Origin of the sequence: Larkinella arboricola, assembly GCF_003259745.1 — a bacterium.
In the GTDB taxonomy this organism is placed as follows: Bacteria; Bacteroidota; Bacteroidia; order Cytophagales; family Spirosomataceae; genus Larkinella; species Larkinella arboricola.
The window spans coordinates 219078-240944 of record NZ_QLMC01000004.1 but is presented as its reverse complement, the minus strand read 5'-3'; the positions used below and the strand labels follow the sequence as shown (position 1 = coordinate 240944).

Annotated in this window: 19 protein-coding genes; 7 read left to right on the top strand and 12 right to left on the bottom strand. The window is 51.9% G+C overall.

Features of this window, described 5'->3' with window-relative positions; all coding sequences use genetic code 11:
• The first annotated feature begins 45 nt into the window (after positions 1–45).
• The 3 genes from LX87_RS16720 to LX87_RS16710 all read left to right on the top strand — a co-directional run bounded on the left by LX87_RS16720 (position 46) and on the right by LX87_RS16710 (position 3297).
• Entirely contained in the window at positions 46–564 is a 519-nt protein-coding gene (locus LX87_RS16720; RefSeq protein ID WP_111629416.1) for a Fur family transcriptional regulator, read from the top strand.
• 97 nt (positions 565–661) lie between these two features.
• A complete protein-coding gene (locus tag LX87_RS16715; RefSeq protein ID WP_111629415.1) occupies positions 662–1945 on the top strand; it encodes an adenylosuccinate synthase in 1284 nt (427 codons plus the stop codon).
• A 110-nt stretch (positions 1946–2055) separates the two neighbouring features.
• Entirely contained in the window at positions 2056–3297 is a 1242-nt protein-coding gene (locus tag LX87_RS16710) for a sulfite oxidase (protein WP_111629414.1), read from the top strand.
• On the opposite strand, the gene rodA is transcribed toward LX87_RS16710, so the two are convergent.
• The 4 genes from rodA to LX87_RS16690 all read right to left on the bottom strand — a co-directional run bounded on the left by rodA (position 3294) and on the right by LX87_RS16690 (position 10417).
• Complete coding sequence (gene rodA / locus LX87_RS16705; protein ID WP_262511083.1) at positions 3294–4574, bottom strand: rod shape-determining protein RodA; 1281 nt, start codon at positions 4572–4574, stop codon at positions 3294–3296. The two genes, LX87_RS16710 and rodA, sit on opposite strands and share 4 nt — an antisense overlap.
• A gap of 31 nt (positions 4575–4605) precedes the next feature.
• Positions 4606–6582, bottom strand: coding sequence for a penicillin-binding protein 2 (gene mrdA / locus LX87_RS16700; RefSeq protein ID WP_111629412.1), 1977 nt, complete (start codon positions 6580–6582; stop codon positions 4606–4608).
• Positions 6583–6779: 197 nt separating this feature from the next.
• Entirely contained in the window at positions 6780–7817 is a 1038-nt protein-coding gene (locus tag LX87_RS16695; RefSeq protein ID WP_111629411.1) for an SMP-30/gluconolactonase/LRE family protein, read from the bottom strand.
• A gap of 131 nt (positions 7818–7948) precedes the next feature.
• A complete protein-coding gene (locus LX87_RS16690; RefSeq protein ID WP_111629410.1) occupies positions 7949–10417 on the bottom strand; it encodes a TonB-dependent receptor plug domain-containing protein in 2469 nt (822 codons plus the stop codon).
• A 79-nt stretch (positions 10418–10496) separates the two neighbouring features.
• On the opposite strand from LX87_RS16690, the gene LX87_RS16685 reads away from it, so the two are divergent.
• Both LX87_RS16685 and LX87_RS16680 read left to right on the top strand, forming a co-directional pair.
• Entirely contained in the window at positions 10497–11147 is a 651-nt protein-coding gene (locus tag LX87_RS16685; protein WP_111629409.1) for an oxidoreductase, read from the top strand.
• A 6-nt stretch (positions 11148–11153) separates the two neighbouring features.
• Complete coding sequence (locus LX87_RS16680; protein ID WP_146624493.1) at positions 11154–13064, top strand: D-apionate lactonase family protein; 1911 nt, start codon at positions 11154–11156, stop codon at positions 13062–13064.
• Between the two features lie 67 nt (positions 13065–13131).
• Here LX87_RS16680 and LX87_RS16675 read toward each other — a convergent pair whose 3' ends face one another.
• Entirely contained in the window at positions 13132–14370 is a 1239-nt protein-coding gene (locus LX87_RS16675) for a DUF6786 family protein (RefSeq protein WP_229310699.1), read from the bottom strand.
• Positions 14371–14458: 88 nt separating this feature from the next.
• Here LX87_RS16675 and LX87_RS16670 point away from each other — a divergent pair, with 88 nt between their 5' ends.
• Entirely contained in the window at positions 14459–14899 is a 441-nt protein-coding gene (locus tag LX87_RS16670; RefSeq protein WP_111629407.1) for a GNAT family N-acetyltransferase, read from the top strand.
• A 4-nt stretch (positions 14900–14903) separates the two neighbouring features.
• Here LX87_RS16670 and LX87_RS16665 read toward each other — a convergent pair whose 3' ends face one another.
• From LX87_RS16665 to LX87_RS16635, 7 genes are all read right to left on the bottom strand, one after another.
• Positions 14904–15962, bottom strand: a complete 1059-nt coding sequence (locus LX87_RS16665; RefSeq protein WP_170139379.1) for a CHC2 zinc finger domain-containing protein — start codon at positions 15960–15962, stop codon at positions 14904–14906.
• Positions 15963–16097: 135 nt separating this feature from the next.
• Complete coding sequence (atpH, locus tag LX87_RS16660) at positions 16098–16634, bottom strand: ATP synthase F1 subunit delta (protein WP_111629405.1); 537 nt, start codon at positions 16632–16634, stop codon at positions 16098–16100.
• Positions 16635–16744: 110 nt separating this feature from the next.
• Positions 16745–17239 (bottom strand): F0F1 ATP synthase subunit B, encoded by a 495-nt coding sequence (atpF, locus tag LX87_RS16655; RefSeq protein ID WP_111629404.1) that lies wholly within the window; start codon positions 17237–17239, stop codon positions 16745–16747.
• 175 nt (positions 17240–17414) lie between these two features.
• A complete protein-coding gene (gene atpE / locus LX87_RS16650) occupies positions 17415–17687 on the bottom strand; it encodes an ATP synthase F0 subunit C (RefSeq protein WP_111629403.1) in 273 nt (90 codons plus the stop codon).
• Between the two features lie 40 nt (positions 17688–17727).
• Positions 17728–18825 carry a F0F1 ATP synthase subunit A gene (gene atpB, locus LX87_RS16645; RefSeq protein WP_111629402.1) on the bottom strand — a complete coding sequence of 366 codons (1098 nt, stop codon included), beginning with the start codon at positions 18823–18825 and terminating at the stop codon, positions 17728–17730.
• Between the two features lie 19 nt (positions 18826–18844).
• Complete coding sequence (locus LX87_RS16640) at positions 18845–19207, bottom strand: hypothetical protein (RefSeq protein WP_111629401.1); 363 nt, start codon at positions 19205–19207, stop codon at positions 18845–18847.
• Position 19208: 1 nt separating this feature from the next.
• Positions 19209–19463, bottom strand: a complete 255-nt coding sequence (locus LX87_RS16635; RefSeq protein WP_111629400.1) for an AtpZ/AtpI family protein — start codon at positions 19461–19463, stop codon at positions 19209–19211.
• 156 nt (positions 19464–19619) lie between these two features.
• Here LX87_RS16635 and porW point away from each other — a divergent pair, with 156 nt between their 5' ends.
• Complete coding sequence (porW, locus tag LX87_RS16630; RefSeq protein WP_111629399.1) at positions 19620–21836, top strand: type IX secretion system periplasmic lipoprotein PorW/SprE; 2217 nt, start codon at positions 19620–19622, stop codon at positions 21834–21836.
• Positions 21837–21867: the final 31 nt, after the last annotated feature.

Sequence of the window (21867 nt, the reverse complement as noted above, 5' to 3'; positions counted from 1 at the left end):
ATGCCATAGGATTACCCTACCCCTTAAGCTCTTACCTGTGAAGTTATGCCAGTAGCGAAACAAGCCAACCTCGAAGCCGCAAGAAAAATTTTTACGGCTTATTTAGAAAGCAAAGCCCTCCGGAAAACCCCGGAACGCTTCGCGATTCTGGAAGAGATTTATAACCGCGAGGATCATTTTGATGTGGATGAACTCTACATCTCCATGAAAAATAAAAAATACCAGGTTAGTCGGGCAACGGTTTACAACACGCTCGATGTGCTGGTAGACTGTGATTTGGTCACGAAGCACCAGTTTGGAAAAAATCTGGCGCAGTACGAGAAATCGTATGGTTACAAACAGCACGACCACATTATCTGTACGGACTGCCACCACGTGATGGAGTTCTGCGACCCGCGTGTGCAGAATATTCAGTCGCTGGTGGGTGAGATGCTGAAATTTAACGTGATGCACCACTCGCTGATTTTCTACGGAAGCTGCCAGCGGGATAACTGCGAAAACCGTACCAAAAACGAGGAAGAAAAAGACCTTCAGGAACACGGCGGAAGGCCGCTGGTGTCCTAAATCAACTGACAATAGCGGTAAAATAACCGCTTGAACACTTCGCTTCAACGACAAAGACCGGCTAAAATAACGTAGTCTTTATCTTTTATTTTTTATCATGGTAGATGTATTACTCGGCCTTCAATGGGGCGACGAGGGCAAGGGGAAAATTGTGGATGTACTGGCCCCGCAGTACGAAGTAGTTGCCCGGTTTCAGGGTGGACCGAATGCTGGCCACACGCTTGAATTTGACGGGTTTAAACACGTCTTACACCAGATCCCGTCGGGTATTTTCCGGCCTGACATCAAAAACATCATCGGCAACGGCGTTGTGCTCGACCCGATTGTGTTCCGGAAAGAAATCGAAGGGTTAGCCAAATACAATCTCGATCTGACCCGCAACCTGTTCATTTCCAAGAAAGCGTCGATCATTCTGCCGACGCACCGCCTGCTGGATGCAGCGTATGAGCAGGCCAAAGGCGATTCTAAAATTGGCTCGACCCTGCGCGGAATTGGTCCGACGTACCAGGATAAAGTAGCCCGGCAGGGCCTGCGCGTGGGCGATATGCTGTCGCCCGGCTTCCGTACGAAATACGACAAGCTGGTTGCTATCCACAAAACCACCCTGGATCACCATCAGTTTGACTATCAGTCGGTATTGCCCCAGGCAGAAACGGAGTTTTTCGAAGCCGTAGAATTCATCAAGCAATTCCAGCTGGTTGAAAGCGAATACGAAGTAAACCAGGCCCTGAAAAACGATCAGAAGGTCCTGGCGGAAGGTGCCCAGGGCTCCCTGCTTGACATCGATTTTGGCTCTTATCCGTTCGTGACCAGCTCAAACACCATGACGGCGGGGGCCTGCACGGGCTTAGGCGTTGCACCCCGGCAGATTGGCGAAGTGTACGGTATTTTCAAAGCTTACTGCACCCGGGTTGGCAGCGGCCCCTTTCCTACTGAGTTGCTGGACGAAACCGGCGAACGGATGCGGGCCGAAGGCCGGGAGTTTGGCGCAACCACAGGCCGTCCGCGCCGGTGTGGCTGGCTCGATTTGCCGTCCCTGAAATACACCATCATGATCAACGGCGTTTCGCAACTGATTATGATGAAAGTGGATGTGCTGAATATTTTCGAAACCATCAAAATCTGTACGCATTACCAGCTTCCCGACGGTTCGATCACCGAGCAACTGCCTTATGATCTGTGCGATACGACCGTCACGCCGATTTACAAAGAATTCAAAGGCTGGCAGACTTCGCTGACTAACTTCCATACGTTTGAGGAGGTTCCGGCCGAACTGGCCGCTTACATCGACTTTCTGGAAGCCGAACTGGGCATCCCCATCAGCTTCATTTCGACCGGACCGGACCGCGAAGCGATTATTCACCGGGAAGCCATCGTTTAACGGTTTTTCTTTTAGTACGATACATAATTTGACTGACCTGCCCGGATTTAACCCCGCGGCAGGTCTTTTTTTGTTATTTTTGATGGATTAAACCCGCTTTTTATACCTGAATGGATCAATCACCGCTCTTTAACCGCCGGGGCTTTCTGAAAAAAAGTACGCTGGCGACAATGGCCGGCGTACTGGGCACCCAAATTGTTTTTGCCGAAAGCCTGCCTGCCGGTTATCTCCCGCTTGTTTTCGAGCCTCTGGCCGAGACGAATCCGATGGCGAGCAAGCACAAAGACATGACGGTATTGAACGATAAACCGTGGAATGTTGAAGCACCTGCCCACCTGCTGGACGATGCCGTTACGCCCGCCAATAAGATGTTTATCCGCAACAACGGTCTGATTCCGGAGAAGATTGACGTGGCCAACTGGAAACTCACGATCAACGGAGAATCGGTGAAAGCTTCGAAAAGCTATTCCCTGAACGATTTAAAAAAACGGTTCAAAACCTATACCTATCAATTGGTGCTCGAATGCGCCGGAAACGGACGCGCGGGTTACGTGCCCCAAACCGCCGGAAATCAGTGGACCGATGGAGCCGTAAGCTGTGCCGAATGGACGGGAGTCCGGCTGAAGGATATTCTGGCGGATGCGGGCCTGAAAGACGATGCTGTTTACATTGGTTACTACGGCCAGGACCTGCACGTGAGCAAAGACCCCACTAAGGCGGTTATTTCCCGGGGTGTTCCCATCAAAAAGGCGCTGGAAGATGAAACGCTCGTAGCCTGGGCCATGAACGGACAGGACATTCCGCTAACGCACGGTTATCCGTTGCGGCTGGTGGTTGGCGGTTGGCCCGCTTCAACGTCGGGTAAGTGGCTGCACACGATTGCTGTGCGCAACAAGGTACACGATGGCGCGAAGATGACCGGAAAAAGCTACCGGGTGCCCATCAACCCCGTGCCGCCGGGCGTCGATCCGCCGGAAGACCAGTTCAGGATTATTGAGGCCATGCCGGTGAAATCCCTCATTACCTTCCCCAAAACCGGCGCAACGGTGGAACTGGGCCAGCCGATTCCCGTGCGGGGTCATGCCTGGGCGGGCGATCGGGCCGTCAAAACCATGTACGTTTCGTACGACTTTGGCGCTACGTGGCAGGAGTGTAAACTGAAAGCACCCAAAAACCGGCTTGCTTGGCAGCAGTGGAACCTCGACCTGAAACTTCCGCAGAAAGGCTATTATGAAATCTGGGCCCGGGCGGTCGACGACGCGGGTGTATCGCAACCGATGGTCATGCCGCAATGGAACCCGGAAGGTTACTGCAACAACGCCTGCCACCGGATTGCGGTAAAGGTCGTTTAACGGGCAAACATACCAACCCGGCGGGAATCCAGCTTCAGGAAAATAAACAACAGAATCGAAAACGACCAGAGCGACGAACCTCCGTAGCTAAAGAACGGCAACGGAATTCCGATTACGGGCATCAGGCCGATGGTCATGCCGATGTTGATCATGATGTGAAAGAAAATAATGCCCGCCAGCGAATAACCGTAGACCCGGGCGAAGCGCGTTCGCTGTTTTTCGGCCAGCAACACAATCCGGCACAGGAGAAAAATAAACAGCGATACAACGATCATGCTCCCGATAAAGCCGTGTTCTTCGCCGATGGTGCAGAAAATAAAGTCGGTGCTTTGCTCGGGAACGAAGTCAAACTTGGTTTGCGTCCCTTCCAGAAATCCCTTGCCCTGCAAGCGCCCTGACCCGATTGCAATCTTGGCCTGTGTTACGTTCCAGCCCGCTCCCAGCGGGTCGGCAGCCGGGTTGATCAACACCTTGATCCGGTTTTGCTGGTGGGGCTGCAAGACATCATTCACAAAGAAATCCACACCCGCCACAATTAGAATCATGGATAAAGCCGCAATACCGATCACCATCACATTCTGGACCGAACGCTGATAACGCGGTGTCATGAAAAAGATCAAAATTCCGAGCGCCAGAATGGCTACAAACAAATAGAGCTTCGGAACAATCAGCGTCAGGATGAACAGCGTCACAACCACAATGGCGATCAGCGGATAAATGCCCGGCAACCCTTCCCGATACAGCATGATAATAAACGACGCAAACACCAGCATGGAACCGGTTTCGTTCGACGCGATGATCAGTACGGCAGGCAGCGCGATGATTCCGGCGCACCAGAGCTGGTCTTTCAGTTTGGTCAGGTTAACATTGGGGTAATCCAGGTAGCGGGCCAGCGCCAAAGCCGTTCCCAACTTGGCAAATTCGGCGGGCTGGATGGAAAACGCCCCCAGTTTAAACCACGACCGCGACCCATTAATATTCGTTCCGGCTACCAGAACCAGCAGCAGCGACAGGATGGTGATCCCGTAAATAACAAACGCAAAGGTATCCCAGAAACGGTAATTGATGACCAGGATGGCAATAATCAGCAGGGCCGTCGTGCCAATCCACATCAACTGCTTGCCGGCATTGGTCGACAGGTCGAACAGGCCCGTCTGGGTTTCCGGGCTGTAAACGGCTGCGTATACATTCAGCCAACCCATTAACACGCAGGCCATGTAGAGCATGAGTGTTACCCAGTCGATGTTTTGTGTAATTTGTGGTTCTCTGGAAACCAAAGGAGTACTGGTTAAAAACGGTGAGTAATGATTAATTTTCGCTCGTAGTCACGGGCCGGGAAGCTATTGATGATTTCGCTTCCACCGTTGCGGGGGCCGTTGGCCGGGGCGGTATGGCTTTCACCATTAACGGTTTGGCAACACTATCTTTCGGAGGCTCAATCTTTTTAGGCGCAGGTTTCTGGGGCGGAGTTACACCCGGCAGGTAATTGGCCTCTTTAACTTTCTTATCCAGTGCGTGGTCAACCACCTGCCGTTTGATGTATTTTTCAATCACCAGCGAGGCTACCGAAGCCGCAGCAATTCCTCCCCAGCCCGCATTCTCCACAAAAACCGCAATGGCAATTTTGGGGTTCTCGCGCGGAGCAAAGGCAACAAAAATGGAATGATCCTTGCCTTTTCTATTTTGGGAGGTACCGGTTTTACCACAGATTACAATATCCGGTATTTTAGCGGCTGCCGTAACGGTACCGTTCTCAACGGCGCCCTGCATTCCCTCAATCACGTATTCAAAATACTGGGGGTTGATGCCCACGTCGTGTTTTTCCAGGTACTTCGGATCAATCCCTTCGCCCGGTTTGCCAATACCGCTGACGATATGGGGTGTGTAATACCACCCCCGGTTGGCAATAATCGCTGCTACATTGGCCATCTTCAACGGGTTAATCAGCAATTCGCCTTCACCAATGCTGAGCGAATACACCGTGGAGAATTTCCAGTGGTTTTCGCCGTACATCCGATTGTAGTAGCTGGCATCGGGCAAACTCCCTTTCAGCTCGCCCGGCAGGTCGATGCCTAGTTTCTGCCCGATTCCAAATCTGGACACCATATCGTGCCAATGCTGTAAACCCGTTGCCGATGCCTTGAAGGTATTCCGCTCCGAGTTGTTATAGAGTAAACGTCTGAAAACGTGGTAGAAGTACGGGTTGCAGGAATACTGAACGGCTCCGGAGATATTCAACCGGCCCGACCGGAAACAGTGGCATTTCATGGGCACCCCCGCGTGGCTGAAAATCGAGCTGGGCGTAACGGCTCCGTCCTGCATCGCCACCAGCGCCTGAATCAGCTTAAAGGTCGAACCGGGCCGGTAGCTCGCCATAATGGGGCGGTTAATCAGCGGCTTATACGGGTTTTTGGCGAGTTGAGCGTAACTTTTTGAGAAATGCCGGCTCGAAAGAATGTTGGGATCGTAGGTTGGTGCCGAAACCATGCATAAAACCTGGCCGGTTGACGGTTCAATAGCTACCACGCTACCCACCTTATTTTGCATCAGCGTGTCGGCATACTGCTGAATTTCAACGTCAATACCCGTATGGAGGTTTTTGCCCGCAACGGCCAGCGAATCAAAAGCCCCGTTTTTCCACGAACCTTTGACCACCCCGCGCACATTCTGCATGACGAACTTAATGCCCCGCTGTCCGCGCAATACCGACTCATATTGTTTTTCCAGTCCGCTGCGGCCGATGTAATCGCCCTGTCGGTAATACGGCGTTTCCTGGGCTTCAAGCTGCTCTTTGCTGACTTCGGCAACATACCCCAGCGTATTGGCCAGCGTATGAGCGGGATAGGTCCGCATGGAACTGGTTACGTGCTCGAAGCCCCGGTAATCGACCAGCGCATCCTGAATCCGGGCAAAATCTTCCTTGGACAACTGCCGCAAAAACAAAGACGGCTTAACGTACGAATACGCCTTGGCGTGGGCCATAATACTGTCAAACTCCGTCCGCTCCAGCCCCACCAGACGGCAGAAAGCCAGCGTGTCAGGGATAGACACTTTTTTGGGCGTAACGTAAAGGTCGTATACGGGACTATTATAGACAATCAGCTTTCCGTTGCGATCATAAATCTGGCCCCGGTACGGGATTTCGATGACCCGTTTGATGGAGTTACTCGAAGATTCCAGGGAGTAACTGTCATCCAGAATTTGCAGATAAAACAAGCGCGACAGATAGACCAGTCCGATCAGACAGAAAACGCCGATTATAATATATTTTCTGTTCTCTATCATATAACTTCAAAATCCTTGCGACCCGTTTCGTACTAATTTAAATACAAATATAACGAGAGAAGAATTAGGAGTGGTGAGTGATGAGTTAAGAATTAAGCGTTACATGGCTAAGAATTTGGGGGCAACGCGCTTTTGGCGTCCGTTCTTCGTGACCGGTATCGACGCTTCGGGCAGCGATTATTCTGTCAACAACAGGATTAAAGTCCTTTCGCCATTGTTTTTATCCGAATCAGGTACATATCGGCAGTGATGTACAGCGTCGAACCGTCGTTACCAAAAGCGCAGTTGGCGGTCGCAACGCCGGTTTTAAGGGTTCCCAGCAATTTGCCGGTTCCGCTGGCCGCGTCGGGGGCAATGATTAGAATACCGCCTGGCCCGCTCGACCAGACGTTCCCGTTTTTATCCACTTTCAGTCCATCGGGCAGCCCGGGTAAATTCTGCCTGACCCCGTTGCTGGCATCATAAAATATTCGGCCTTTCCCCACGGTTCCGTCGGCCTGCACGGGGTAGGCCATGATGTACGGTTTTTCGGGGTCCGACTGGGCGATGTACAGCGTTTTTTCGTCGGGCGAGAACGCAATACCGTTCGGACGGGTCAGGTTATCGATGAGCAGCGTCACGTTGCCATCGGGGGTAACCCGGTAAACACCGTGGATCGCCAGTTCACGTGTTTTGGTGTCTTTTTCGCGCTCCGGTAACCCGTACGGCGGATCGGTAAAGTAAACGCTGCCGTTCGAGTGCGGGGCCACGTCATTCGGGCTGTTAAACCGCTTTCCCTTGTACTGATCGGCCAGCGTTATTTTACCCCCGGCCCGCTCCGCCAGCGACAGTGCCGAAATCCGCCGGTCGCCGTGTTCAGCCGAAATCAACCGCCCCTTTGCGTCGACGGCCAACCCGTTGCTGCCGGGTTCTCCGCTGTAGGGAGCCACCCCCGTATACCCCGACGGTTTCATAAACGGTTTGCATCCCTCCTTCTCCGACCATTTATAAACCGTGTTCTGAGGCACGTCCGAAAAAAGCAGATAGCCGTCCGTATTGCCCGAACCTTTGATCCAGACCGGCCCTTCGGACCAGTCAAAACCGCTGGCGAGTACTTCGAGTTTGGCATCTTTGGGAAGCAGGGCGTCCAGTTTGGGATCAAGGCGCTCAATGGAACCGATGGTTGGATACGGTGTTTGGGCAAGCGCGCCATAACTGATCGAGGTCAACAGCAGCAACAAAGCACTTTTTTTCATGAGATTCCGTAAGGGTCAGGATTTCCGGGTAAATTACAAAAATATTGAACAGGATAAGAGAGAGGTTAGACAAGACAAGGGATCGCCGGATAAGGGCCTGCGTTTTTTCTCCTGTCTCACCGCGCCCGTCTTTACTTCACGTCGAAAACCACTCTACCAACGCCCGGCTGACCGTCGGCGGTGACGCCTTCAGCCACAATCCGGACGGAAGAACGGGCGTCAGAAGCAAAAAAGCTGACCTGCGCTTTTCCATCTTCACCGGTCTGTATCATCGGCTCCCAATGCAAGGTCGGCCGGTAGTCTGGACGTACGTTTTCCGGCTTGTTCTCATCGTAACGCGGGGCATAAAACTCACGGACCGCCCGAAAACCCGGCATCGTAACGACCAGCGTTCCGGGCGACTGGTCTTTGCTGAAGTCATAATTCGGCGAACCGCGTTTGGTATAGATTGCGATAACGCCCCCACTGGCCCGGCTTCCGAAAATAGCCGCATTAGCCCCTTTCAGCACATCAACGTAATCCACATCGAAGATTGGAATTGAGACAATGCTCTCTTTGGAAACTGGGGTGCCATCCAGCGTAAACAGCGGTTCGACCACGCCCGAGAAATTGGCCGACCCGCGAATCTGGACTGTCGGATTCATGGCGCTTCCCGACACACTAACGCCCGCAATCCGGCCCCTCAGCAAATCCAGCACGTTCATTCCGCCCGCAATCATGGTCTGGTCCACCTTCAGGGTGTTGCTGGCCTGGCCGTAAATCTTCCGCGAATCCGCCGGAGCTTCCCGTTTCTTCCGCACGGTTACTTCCTTCAGCAGAATCTCCCGGTTTTTGCGAATCTGCCGTTCGATTTCCAGATATTCTTTCGTGCGTTTGAGGTAATCGGCGAGTTCATCGCGCTGAAACACAATTGAGTTATACGGAATTTGCGTTAGCTGAAGCGTCGGGCTGAACCAGTCGTCGAGTTTGATTTCCAGATTTCGGTTGTTCTTTCCAATCACACCCTGAATCATCACTTTCGTGGAATCGACAAACTGCAAACCGTGGGCGCTGAACCGGCCGCTCTCGTCGGACTCCCCCATGAACACATCGCGCGTACTATCCGGCTGCGCTACAAAAAAGGTCAGATTCACCACACCGGGTGCTTTCTTATTGGGCCGCAGCACCTGTCCGGTTACCGACAGCCCTTCTTCAATCGGGTACTTCGGAGCCGGATACACATCCTGCAACACCTCTTTCCACGTAAACCGACGCCAGCCCTGCGTCATCATCAGCACATCCAGGTCCGTGGCCCGTTCTCTGTTACTGGCGTCAAAATAATAGCCCGGCTGTTCGATGGTACCCTTCAAATCGGAATTCAGCAGCAGGTACGACACCAGATCCGTTGCATACGGTTCTTTCTCCAAGACCTGACCGGCATCGGTTGCCGCCAGCGACAGATTGGCCCGCACGGGTTTTCCGGTCGCATCGGCTACCGAAATAGTCACCTGGATTTTTTCGCGCGGGTTGAACGTAGGCCTGGACGGTTTCAACTGAACCGTCAGGCGGTCGTTTTTCTCCACAAAAATAATCCGCTCGCAAACCGGCTGATTCGTTTCGTCAAACAACGTAATCTGCGAAATACCGGCCGGAAGTACCTGCCGGGGAATCTGCATGACAATGGCTTTCTTGCTGACTTCGCCCTGTACCACCTGAATATCGCGGCCCCGCGACTGCACAATCACCGTAAAACGCCCCTGCACACCCGCCGGTTTAGTGTTCTTGATATAAACCCGCACATTGTCGCGGTTGGTAATATTATCCACCAGCAACATATATGCTTCCGAGCGGGCTGCGGGCAATGGGTATTTATGCGTAGTTCCATCCGCAAGCTGAACGAAAGCCGTATACGACCGGCCTCCCTCCGGCTGAAACGCGAAGTAACCCATCCCCAGGTGCTTTGCCGAAAAACCGGTGACGGTATCGCCCGTCGAACTCATAACAAAGCCCTTGGCATCCAGCCCCTTTCCCGCCGGACTAACGACCTTAAAAGCCACCCGCCCTTCCAGCCCGTTGACCAACTGGCCCCCTTCCGGAAAAAACTGCACATCGGGTTGTGGAGCCAGCCGTTGGCTCCCGGTTGCCTGAACCGGTTCCGTATCGGCGCGCAGAAGGGTCAGCGGTTTGGTAAAATAATAGTCTTCCGAAAAATTACGCATCCAGCCCGTATACGCCCGCAGCATATAGGCTCCGTCAGCCAGCGAATCGCCCAGGGCTATATCACCAACGGCATGGCCATTGGCGACCCGCAGAATCCGGTGAACAACCACCTTACGGCTTTCGATCTGCACCAGATCCACGTATAAAACCTTGCTGACGGAGTCGGCCAGGTGTTCGGGGCCGTCGAACAGATACCCTTTCAGCCAGATGGTTTCTCCGGCGGTGTAAAAAGGCCGGTCGGTGTGGATATAGACTTTTTCCCGGGGATAAGTGACACTAAAAGTGCGTAACCGCTCAACCAGACGGGCCGGGAAATCAGGTTCGGTGAAACCAAAGGCCAGCGCCAGCGGAATTGCCAGCCCCACGATAACCCGTCCAAACGAAGTAGATAGTCGATTCATTGAGTAGTTTTTCGAAAAAAAATGGTAAAAAACCCATACTCGCCTATAAATTAGCAAACTTATCGGTAACAACCCTGAAATGCCCAGACTCACTTCGAAAACCGCGCTTGTCGTTGGTGCAACCGGCCTTGTCGGTAATGCGTTGACACACCGCTTACTAGATTCATCCGCCTACGAAAAAGTAAAGGTGCTGGTCCGCCATTCGCTGGGTTGGCAACATCCGCGCCTTCAGGAAATTCAGTACGATTTTGAACATCCAAACGGTTTACTGGTTCAGGCCGACGATATTTTCTGCTGCCTTGGCACAACGATGAAAAAGGCGGGTTCGCGCGAAGCGTTCAAAAAAGTCGATTATCAATATCCTTTAGATATAGCGAAGCGGGCGTTGGTCAACCAGGCCCAGCAGTTTATGCTGGTTTCATCGATGGGTGCCGATCCCCGTTCTTCTTTTTTCTACAGCCGCGTCAAAGGCGATCTTGAACGCGATCTGAAGGCCCTGAACTATCCGGCTCTCCTGATTTTCCGACCTTCGCTCCTGGTTGGCGACCGGAAGGAATTTCGGCTGGGCGAACGCATCAGTGAAGGACTCATGAAGGTATTGAACCCGCTGATTCCATCGAAATACAAAGCTGTCCGGGCCGAGAGCGTCGCCAATGCGATGTACCAGAAAGCTCAGGCCGAATTGAGCGGAACACATATTTTTGAATCCGATCAGTTGCAGAATTTCTAACTCCTTATGTACTCCCCTTCCCTGATGCAATACGGCCAGCCGAAGCCGCTGCCCAAACCCCGTACCCTCCGCGCTGGTCCCCTGACAATGCTTTACGAACGCGGTTTTCTGCGGTATATCCGGCTCGGTAACCACGAAGTGCTGCGTTTGATCTATCACGCCGTCCGCGACCCTAATTGGGCAACGGCCAGCCACGTCATTGAAGATGAGGTGATCGAACAGCAGGACGATTCATTCCATATCCGGTATTCCTGCGTCTGCCGGAACGAAACCATTCACCTGCGCTGGCAGTGCGAAATTACCGGCGATCCGGACGGCACGATTCAGTTCAACATTGACGGTGAAGCACTGACCACCTTCCAGCGAAACCGCGCCGGATTCTGCATCCTGCATCCCATTCCGGAGTGCGCCGGGCAGCCCTGTACGCTCACTCATCCCGACGGCAGCCAAACGGTTGCCTCTTTTCCGGAAGCCATCAGTCCGCATCAGCCGTTTTTTAACATCCGAGAAATGCAATGGGCTACGGTCAACGGCGGGTCGGCGGTATTGTGGTTTGTCGGTGATGTATTCGAAACCGAAGATCAGCGCAACTGGACCGATGCCTCCTACAAAACCTACTGTACTCCGCTGGCCAAACCGTTTCCGGTGACGCTCAAACCGGGTGACAAAATTCAGCAATCGGTCGAATTGCGCTTGGTAGCTCCGGATTCGATGCCAGACAAGACAGAATCCGAAACGGTTGTTTCGCTGGGTTCGTCAACGCGGCCTCTGCCCGCCATCGGGATCGGCGCCAACTACGAAACACTGACGGATTCGGCCGTGCGCTGGCTTCGGGAAGCCAATTTCCACCACCTGCGCGTCGAGGTTAATTTCCAGCAACCGGATTGGCCTGATGCATTCCGTAAAGCCGTTGATGATGCCGTTCTTCTGAACGTAAAGCTTGAACTGGTTTTAATTTTTAACCAGCTTGCCAATTACGAACTGTATACTTTTCTGAAACATACCGTTGACCCGGTGCTGATTGACTCGGTGCTGATCGTCAGCAACGTTACCAAAACTACCCCGCCTTCGCTCATAAACGAGGTGGTACCGCCACTTCGTCAGGCTTTTCCGACCGCCAGAATCGGGGCCGGAACCAACGCCTTTTTTGTGGCCGTCAACCGCGAGACGCCACCGCTCGATGCCGTCGATTTTATTGCGTATTCGATCAGCCCGCAGGCCCACGCCACCGATAACCTGACCCTGATTGAAAACACGACGGATCAGGCTGATACCGTCCGCGACGCCCGTCGTTGGATTCCGGATGTTCACGTATCGCCCGTTACGTTACGCCCGCGCTTCAACCCCGACGCTACCGGCAACGACCCCGAATCAGCGCCCGCCCAGATGCCTTTCTCGACCGATCCGCGGCAAATGTCGTTGATTGGAGCCGCCTGGACCCTGGCCAGTTTAAAAAATCTGATGCAGGCCGAAGCCCGCTCGCTGACGTATTACGAAATGGTAGGTGAACAAGGCGTGGTGCAGGGCGATTTTCCGTCGGCCTACCCGGACCAGTTTTTTGCGGAAGCAGGCATGGTATTCCCGCTGTATTGGGTATTTCGGGCAGTAAACCGTTTTCAGGGCGGACATATCATTCCAACCACCAGCAGCCAGCCCTTGAAAGCCGAAGCACTGTGCCTGCAAAATGAGTCGCAAACGGTTTTGATTCTGGCTAACCAGACGGATGAACCGCAGACTGTTCGGGTGCCGCTAACCCAGCCGGCTGTTGTTCGCGTTCTGGATGAAACGTCTTTTGCAAAAGCGACTCTTTCGCCCGCTATTTTCTGGGAGGAATCCGCGCAGGAGATGGCCCCGGCTGATGAGGCAACCGTACCGTTCGAGTTAGCGCCCTACGCAACGGTTTTTATAGAATGGTAAACGAATTACGATGATCCGTGTGCTCCGGAGGAACGTTCCTCCGGAGTTCTCAACACGGTTCTGGTTTTCAGAATGCATGAACGATTTCATCGAGCGAAACGCCCAGCCATTGCCGGGCAATCTGATCGAGTTGCGCCGATTCGCCCTGAATGTGCAGTGTGGTGTGCGTATGGGTTAAACGGCCATCGGGTGACAAAGCAGCCGCGGGCGACGAACTTTCCAGTTCATAAAACATCCCCATCTGCGGCTGACCCGGCTTCATCGGGCCGTCGTTATACGAGTTGACGACATCACCGGCATACGGTTCTTTCTGAATTTCCCAGGCCGAATTGACATAATCCCGATGAGCTGGATTGAACGTAAACGTCACCAGCGTCAGGGTGCGGGAGTTGGGATCATAGCTGCCAAGCCAGTTTTTTGCCCGGGCAGGGGGTACGCCAATTTTACCGCGCTCGTTTGCATCCGCCCGGAAAAAAGCCACGCTGTCCTTCTGAATCAGCCGGGACGCCGGGACTTTGCCGAAATAGCTGTCGTTGATGGCGGGGCCTTTGCCGGGCTGAAACGGCACAACAATCGTAGCTTTAGGAGAGGCATTAAACATACCCAAAATCCAGATCGACAGCAAGCCTTTTTCCTTCATCCACGGTTCTTTGCCCCGGTTGATCAGGGTATTGACGGACTCGACACCCACAATTTTGAGCGAATCGCTCAGTGGGATGCCCGTCGCGCCCAGTGCCTGATTAATCTGTTCGGACCGCAGCAGATGGATTTCCCGCTCAACGCCCACGCTGAATTGTGTTCCGGAATAATTGGTTAGTTCAAAATTTCGGGAAAACCGGGCCGAACGCTCGTCTTTCGACACCAGCGTAAACGGTTCGGAATCGATGGGTGCGGGCGTTTGCCAGTTATCACCGTTAAATTCCACACCGGGTTTAAAGTAAATGGCAAACTGCCCGCCTTCCGGCCCCAGCCAGAAGCGGTCTTCCCCGCCAAACGCGTTCATATGCGGTCCTAACTTGCCGGCTGCAATCAGCTCCCGGTTGATCCAGCCGTAGCTGGTTTCGCCATCGGCGGTACTGGTCATGATGCGGCCCTGGTACGCCGGACAAATCAGGACCTGGGCGTTGCCGTCTTTCAGGGTTACTAAATCGGGGTGGTGTTTCTGGAGAAAGGCTGCGTCGGAAGTAAACATGTGGGTTTGGGTTGTATCGGTTGCGGTGGTTTGGTCGTCTCGCGACGAATTGGATTGACAGGCGACAGCCCCCGCCAGCAGGGGAAGCATGGCCCAATAACTTATTTTTTTCATAATTCGGGTTTAGGATTCATCAGAATTTCCCGAAATTTAGCCACATCTTATACACTTCCCGAAGACTTACCTTAATCTTTCTCCGACCATGAGCGTTGCTGCCCACATTCGCCCGGCTAATTTTCAGGATGTTGGACCGATCTACCGGTTTATTTGCGAACTGGAAGAAAGCCAACTCAATGCCGTTGCCTTCCGAGCCATTTTTCAGCGAAACCTGACCGACCGCCGGGTGCATTATCTGGTGGCCGAAGTCAATGGAGAGGTCGTTGGTTTCATCAGTTGCCACGTTCAGTATCTCCTGCACCATACCGGTAAGGTGGGCGAGATTCAGGAGTTGTATGTGGTACCGGAATACCGGAATCAGCAGATTGGTCGCCAACTGGTAGCGGCTTTGGAGCAGTTGGCCGAAGCCAACGGTTTTGTGAACCTGGAAGTGACAGCCAATCAGAAACGAACGCATACGCACCGGTTTTACCAGCAACTGACGTTCCGGCCTTCGCACTTTAAGTTTGTGAAAGAGTTTCAGTAAGCCGCTACTCGCGTTTGGAAAAATAGTCGTTTACGTCTTTGTAGCCTTCCTTAACGGTTTTAACGCGGGTTGAAACCCCATACTGGCTGAATACCTCGCCATATTCGCGGGCGGCTTTCTGTCCGGCAGCATCATTGTCGAAGTAAAAGCAAACTTCAAACCGCCGGAAAAGCTTCATCCATTCCCGCTTGAACATGGTCGCGCTACCCAGACTCACGGCGGCCATTCCTTCTTGCATCAGCGTCATGCAATCAAAAGCCCCTTCCGTGACATATAATGTCTGCCCCGCTTTCAGGATATCCATCACGTCGGCGTTGAATAATTCAACCGGAACACCGCTGAGAAACTGATACCGGGAAACCGTATCGGACGGATTGCCAATGATCCGGCCTTGCAGAAAGACAATACGGCCTTTGCGGTAATAGGGAATTATAATTGGATGGCGGTAAAAAATCAGATTGCCCCGCTCGTTGAACAACCCGCTTTCCTGCAAATCCAGCACGTTATACGTGTTCCGCAAATAAGCCTGCACCGGGTGATATTCATTGACGGTAAAGATGTGAAACTTTCGTAGGGTTGACTCGGCAAAACCACGTCCCGCCAAGTACCGCCAGGCTTCCTCCCATACTGAATTTGCAGGTTGCAGCCGACAGACCCGGGCAAAATCTTCATAAATCTCGCTGTGCAACGGCTTATACTCGTAGGTTTTGGTATCCGTTGGCAGTGCTATTTTCTCTGGTTTAGCAGGCGCCGATGTCTGTATTTTTTTGAGGTGCCCCCATTTATATAACTCCGGTTTATAGTCAGGCAGATAATTGAACGCCAGTTCGTGCATTGCCGTCGTGTAATCCAGATTGGCCACTCCGGCGTAGAAATTGATCACATCACCATGTTTGCCGCAACCAAAACAGTGGTAGGAATTATTCTGCGGATAAACCACCAGAGAGGGTGTCTTTTCAGGATGAAAGGGGCAGATGATTTTACGGTTTTCGTGCAATACATAGCCCAGATCCGTCACCACGCGGATGATATTGACAGTACGGGTTTGAGCGAGAATATCCATGCGGCAACCGTTGGTTATGCATATTACAAAAAAACCGGACATCCGTGTAAAACACGAACATCCGGTTTTATAAAGTAGGGAGGTTAGCGATAAAAACAGCAGGCTGACCCTCTCGCTTCTCCTCTTTCTTATCTATTAATTCAGAAAATTCAACCGCAGCTCGGCCAGGCGGCTACGAATGGAAGCATCAATTTGCCGGTCACCGATTCGGAGAATATAGCCACCGATCAGTTTAGGATCAATTTTTTCTTCCAGTTCAACCTGCTTGCCGGTTGCTTTGGCAACAACATTGGTGAACTCCGTGCGCAGTTCGTCGGTCAGCGGCACCGTTGTTATAACCTGCACTTTCTGAATGCCTTTCAGTTCGTTATACTGCCGAATGAACTCATCGGCGATCACGTCCATAATGCCTTCCCGATTTTTCTTTGTAATGATGTTAAAGATCGTAAAGGATAACGGATTAACCCGGCTTTCGAAAATCGCCCGCAGAACGGCCATTTTCCTGTCGTGCCGCACAACAGGGCTTTTCAGAGCCAACATCAGGTCGCGGTTTTGACGAACCACGTCTCTGAAGAAAGCCATATCTTTATACACCTCTTCGACCTTTTCCTTTTCCTGAGCCAGGTCGATCAGGGATTTAGCGTATCGGAATGCAACGGTAGATTCTGCCATTGTCAATTAAAAGTTAAAAATTAAAAATTAAAACGGGGTGGCCCTTCTAGTTAAAAATCAAAATCACGACATCCGTCAATACTTTTAATTTTTAACTTTTAATTTTTAACTTAATTCAATCGTGATTCGGCGACCAGACTTTTAACCAATTCTTCCTGCGATTTTTTATCGCTCAGTTCCTTACGCAGAACTCGTTCAGCGATATCCAGCGACAGGTCAATCACCTCGCGTTTCACTTGAGCCACCATAGCCTGACGTTCGGATTGCAGTTCTTCACGGGCTTTTTCGGCAATCCGCTTACTTTCTTCCGTAGCCCGGTTTTGAGCTTCGGCCACTACGCGGTCAGCGGTTTCTTTCGCACCCCGCAGAATAGCATCGCGTTCGGCGCGGGCTTCGGCCAGCAACTTCTGGTTGTCGGCTTGCAGTTTGGCCATTTCGACGCGAGTCTTTTCGGCCATATCCAAAGCGCTTTGAATGTCGTGCTCACGCTCTTTCAAACTCTGCGTGATAGGCTTCCATGCAAAACGGGATAACAGAAAGAACAACAGTAAAAAGACAACTAATTGCCAGAACAGAAGGCCAATGTCGGGGGTAAGTAAGTCCATTGAGGTAGAAAACTAAGCTATGTTTTGCAACGATTAAGGTCAATCTTTTGCGCTAAGCTTTAGATAGCCCGCCAGCTGGCTAGCCCATACTGGCGGGTTTTCTAATGAGATCGAGCGTTTATGTCAGCGCCTAATGCAACCGACCGCTCTACTTGCCTGTTTTCAACGCTGTTTCTTACAGGTTGAACGAAATGAGCAGACAGATAACCGCGGCAAACAGGGCCACGGCCTCAATCAGAGCCGCGATAATCAGCATGGCGGTTTGGATCCGTCCAGCCGCTTCTGGCTGACGAGCAATACCTTCCATAGCGCTACCACCGATACGGCCGATACCCAGACCAGCACCAATAGCGGCCAGACCAGCACCTAAACCAGCACCGATAGCGATTAATCCAGAGCCGCCTTCAGCAGCTGCTTGCAACAAAATTGATAGCAGTGTAGCTAACATGTGTGAAAGAAACGATTTATATAAAACAAAAGATTGCTAATTAATGATGCGGTTCAATGCCTGCTTCCAGACCCGAACCACCGCCGTGGTGATGTTCTTCGACGGCACTTCCGATGTACATGGCCGACAGCAGCGTAAAAATAAACGATTGCAGGAAGGCCACCAACAACTCAATCACGTTCATGAAGATGGTAAACGGCGTGACGATTAGACTTACGCCAAAACCGGTTCCCGTTCCACCCAGATTCTTTGCGATAAAAATCAACCCTAACAAGCTCAGGATGATAATGTGCCCGGCCGTGATGTTGGCAAACAACCGGATCATCAGCGAAATCGGTTTTACAATAATACCGACAAGCTCAACCGGAACAATAACCGGCAGCAGCAGCAAGGGAACACCCGTCGGCTTTACAATGTGGCCCCAGTAGTGTTTGTTGCCGCTGAAGTTTGTAATCAGCGCCGTAATAACCGCGAGTACCAGTGTCACTGTAATGTTGCCGGTCAGGTTAGCCCCGCCTGGCAGCAGACCCAGCAGGTTGTTGACCAGAATAAAGAAGAACAGGGTCAATAAGTACGGCAGATACCGCTCGTATTTTGGTCCCAGGTTAGGCTTGGCAATTTCATCGCGAACGAACAGAATGATGGGTTCCAGAAAAGACTGGATTCCCGAAGGAGCCTTTCCTTTATTTTTCTCATATCCGTTACGAACCGAGAAAAACACCGCAATAAGAATGATGGCACTCAACAGCAGCGAAGCCACATTCTTGGTGATGGAAAAATTATAGAGGTGAGCCGAATGGTCTTCTTTGCCATCAGCGGTCAGCCGGTGAATTTTCCCGTGTTCCAGCTTATAGTTATTGTATACTTCACCGTGAGCCAGTCTGGACGAAGAAAAAACCTCCAGACCACGATCTTCACTGTAAAGAATAACCGGAAGCGGCAGCGTCAGGCCGTGGGCAAATTCCCAACCGTGATCATCTTTAATGTGGTGCATGATCATATCACCTACATTAAACTCTTTTTCGCCTTCGGCGGCTGCGTGGCCGTTATGATCTTCATGCTGAGCATTAACAGCTACCAAAGCACTCAGAAACAGGGCAATACTTAAAAAACCTTTACGAATCAGGAGACGAAACATATGAAGTGGATGGCATATATCACAAATCGCGTCGCAAGTTACGATTCAAAATGTAGATTTCAAAGGCTGTATAAAATATATATAATGCAAGAAAGTCCAGGATGAACAGCTTAACCGCACTGACGCCCCACCACAGAAAGACCCCGACAAAGACAATACATAACACCAGTCGGGCCACAATGGAGCCCATATAAAATTCCACAAATTTTTCGCGATTATTCTGAAAACCAATATCCATCAGGCGGTGAATCAGAAACGAAATACTCAGAAAGAAAATCAGCATGTATTTCCAGTAGGGATGCAGCCAGATGGCAGCCCCGTACTGTTCGGCTATAAAAAATACAATTGCCAGAAGGGCGGTGAACCCAAGACTCGGTAACATATTAAGGTTGTTTGGGTAAACTACGGATAAACAGGTATAAGGACGAACCAATCGCAAACAAAGATAATACCAACGTCCAGATCGGTTTCTGGTTGCCCTGCCATTCGTCCAGTTTGAAGCCTCCCCAGACACCCAGGCCAATGGTAGCCAGCATCTGAAAGCCAATGGACGAGTACTGGATGAAGGTGTTAGCCCGTCGGGAATCGTCTTTCAACGGTTTTCTGGGCTCGTCGGAACGGGGTTCATTGGTTTCCATACGGCATGCCTTCTGTTTTTGGTGTAAGTAATTTTGTATTTTTGTCTGAGTGGCACGTTTTTCGATACGGTTTTTATGCGAATGACGTTACTAAGTAGATTGGTTCTGCGAAGGTAGAAAGCCTTCGGCCGGTTACCAAGAATCTCACTTTTTTCCATGCAAGGCAGGTTTTTAAACCGATATATCTTTTGCCATTCTGCTACGGCCAGGTTCCGGACCTACGTCCTATGGGTTGCTGTAACGGTCTGGCTATGTGGGTGTTCTCAGTATAGCACGAAAAAATTACCGGTTGCATACCACAATCTGAACGCCCGCTTCAACGCCTACCTCATTGCCCGCGACCGGCTTCGGGAAGTCGAACGGTATCAACTCAAGACCTATCAGGAAAATTATAACCAGCCGCTGCCGATTCTGTTGCCTCTGGACTCCACAAAATTAGAACCGGTAAAGGCACAACTCGATGACGCAATCAAGAAAGCATCGCTGGTTGCCGAACGCCATCAGAATAGCAAATGGCTGGATAACAGCTATCTCCTCCTCGGCATGGCCCGTTTATACCGTCAGGATTACGGCAATGCTATGGAAGTCTTTAAGTACGTCAACACGAAAGGCGAAGGCCAGGATGAGAAGCACGAAGCATTGATTGGCCTGATGCGGACGTACATTGAAGTAGGCGATTATACGAACGGGTTGAGCGTGGCCGAATACCTGCGCGCCCAGCCCCTTAATAATGCGAACACGCGGAATTACTACCTGACCAAAGCGTATCTGCACCAGAAAAGACAGGAATATGCCGTGTCGGCGGCACTGCTGGATGCGACCTTCCCGTTGCTGAAAAAAGGCGAAACGACGGCGCGGCTGCACCTGATCGCGGGTCAGATGTACGATCTGGTCAAGAAGCCGGAGCAGGCCCTGGAACATTACCGGCAGGTACTCCGCAACCGCCCCAATTACGAGCAGTCGTTTTATGCCACCATCTACTCGATTCAGGGGGGGCGCACCAGCAACGAACGGTTTAGCCGAATGCTGAACGACCGGAAGAATAACGACCTGCGCGATAAGATTTACTACACGATGGGTTTGCTCGAAGCGCGTAACCAACGCTACCCCAAAGCCATCGAATACTGGAAAAAGTCGATCCGGGAAACCACCACCAACACCAGCCAGATCCCCTACACCTATCAGGAAATGGGCAAGGTGTATTTTGAGAATTTGCAGGATTACCCGACCGCCAAAGCGTATTACGACAGTGCGCTGGCGCTGCTCCCCCAGCAATCCGCCGATTACCGGGTGCTGGCCGACCGAAAGGTTTTTCTGGATGAATTTGTGGAGCAGCAGCGGATTATCCAGGTCGAAGACAGTTTGCAGCGACTGGCACAATTGAATCCGGCGGCTCTCGACCGCAAGCTGGACGAAGCCATCGACCTGAAATTGAAACAGCAGCAGGAACTGATCGCCCAGGCGCAGACCTTGGCCGCTCAGGCAGCCAACCGCCCCGCTACGTCATCGGATATTCCAGCCGAACAGCGGTGGGTATTGTACAATCCGATTCTCGTTACGCAGGGCCGGGCGGAGTTTACCCAGAAGTGGGGCAACCGTCCACTGGAAGACAACTGGCGACGGATTCAAAAGGAAACGGCGGCTCAGGCTCTGGCCGAACCCGCCCCACAAACCGGTTCGCTACCGAATGGCACGGTTCCGGAAGGCAACACCAGCGGGCTGACAACCTTGTCGGAGTCGGAGCGGAAAGCGCAGAAAGACGCCCTGTATGCCGCCATTCCTTTAACTCCTGAAGCACTCAGGCAGTCGAACCAACGGCTGGAAGACGCCTATTATCGACTGGGTAAATTGTATAAGTTTCAATTCAACCAACCCGACCAGGCCATTCCGACGTTCGAAACGTTGCTAAATCGGTATCCAAACACAGCGGTCAAACCGGAAGTATACTACCTATTGATGCTTTCAAATGATCAGTTGAATCGCCCGTCAAGCTGGAAGGAAAAATTGCTGGCCGAATTTCCGACGTCCTCGTACGCCCGCCAGGTTGGCAAAACTGGCAGCAACGGTACGCACACAGCCTCCGGCGAAAATGAAGCTCAGCGAACGTATACGCAGGTTTACAATTTGTATAAGGCCAACAACGTAACCGAAGCGCTGAGCCGGGCCGAAGCCTCCATGAGCGCCCTGACGGGAAGCCTGATTGAAGATAAAATGGCCCTTTTGCGGGTTATTTTAATCGGAAAAGTCCGGGGTGTCGAACCCTACCGTCAGGCCCTGATTGAGTTTATCCGGGATTATCCTGCCAGCCCGTTGCTTCCAAAAGTGAAAGAAATGCAGGTAGCCGCCGAGCAACCTACCGCCAAACGGAAATAGCGTTTTTCGTTAAAATGCGTACTTTTGGCAA

Bases quoted from the DNA above. Each gene is read 5' to 3' on its own strand.
- LX87_RS16715 (WP_111629415.1), top strand. From the start codon at position 662: ATGGTAGATGTATTACTCGGCCTTCAATGGGGCGACGAGGGCAAGGGG.
- LX87_RS16665 (WP_170139379.1), bottom strand. From the start codon at position 15,962: ATGGATATTCTCGCTCAAACCCGTACTGTCAATATCATCCGCGTGGTG.
- LX87_RS16710 (WP_111629414.1), top strand. From the start codon at position 2,056: ATGGATCAATCACCGCTCTTTAACCGCCGGGGCTTTCTGAAAAAAAGT.
- porW (WP_111629399.1), top strand. From the start codon at position 19,620: ATGCAAGGCAGGTTTTTAAACCGATATATCTTTTGCCATTCTGCTACG.
- LX87_RS16680 (WP_146624493.1), top strand. From the start codon at position 11,154: ATGTACTCCCCTTCCCTGATGCAATACGGCCAGCCGAAGCCGCTGCCC.
- mrdA (WP_111629412.1), bottom strand. From the start codon at position 6,582: ATGATAGAGAACAGAAAATATATTATAATCGGCGTTTTCTGTCTGATC.
- LX87_RS16675 (WP_229310699.1), bottom strand. From the start codon at position 14,370: ATGAAAAAAATAAGTTATTGGGCCATGCTTCCCCTGCTGGCGGGGGCT.
- atpB (WP_111629402.1), bottom strand. From the start codon at position 18,825: ATGTTTCGTCTCCTGATTCGTAAAGGTTTTTTAAGTATTGCCCTGTTT.
- LX87_RS16720 (WP_111629416.1), top strand. From the start codon at position 46: ATGCCAGTAGCGAAACAAGCCAACCTCGAAGCCGCAAGAAAAATTTTT.
- LX87_RS16640 (WP_111629401.1), bottom strand. From the start codon at position 19,207: ATGTTACCGAGTCTTGGGTTCACCGCCCTTCTGGCAATTGTATTTTTT.
- LX87_RS16670 (WP_111629407.1), top strand. From the start codon at position 14,459: ATGAGCGTTGCTGCCCACATTCGCCCGGCTAATTTTCAGGATGTTGGA.
- atpF (WP_111629404.1), bottom strand. From the start codon at position 17,239: ATGGACTTACTTACCCCCGACATTGGCCTTCTGTTCTGGCAATTAGTT.
- LX87_RS16695 (WP_111629411.1), bottom strand. From the start codon at position 7,817: ATGAAAAAAAGTGCTTTGTTGCTGCTGTTGACCTCGATCAGTTATGGC.
- LX87_RS16685 (WP_111629409.1), top strand. From the start codon at position 10,497: ATGCCCAGACTCACTTCGAAAACCGCGCTTGTCGTTGGTGCAACCGGC.
- LX87_RS16690 (WP_111629410.1), bottom strand. From the start codon at position 10,417: ATGAATCGACTATCTACTTCGTTTGGACGGGTTATCGTGGGGCTGGCA.
- atpH (WP_111629405.1), bottom strand. From the start codon at position 16,634: ATGGCAGAATCTACCGTTGCATTCCGATACGCTAAATCCCTGATCGAC.
- LX87_RS16635 (WP_111629400.1), bottom strand. From the start codon at position 19,463: ATGGAAACCAATGAACCCCGTTCCGACGAGCCCAGAAAACCGTTGAAA.
- atpE (WP_111629403.1), bottom strand. From the start codon at position 17,687: ATGTTAGCTACACTGCTATCAATTTTGTTGCAAGCAGCTGCTGAAGGC.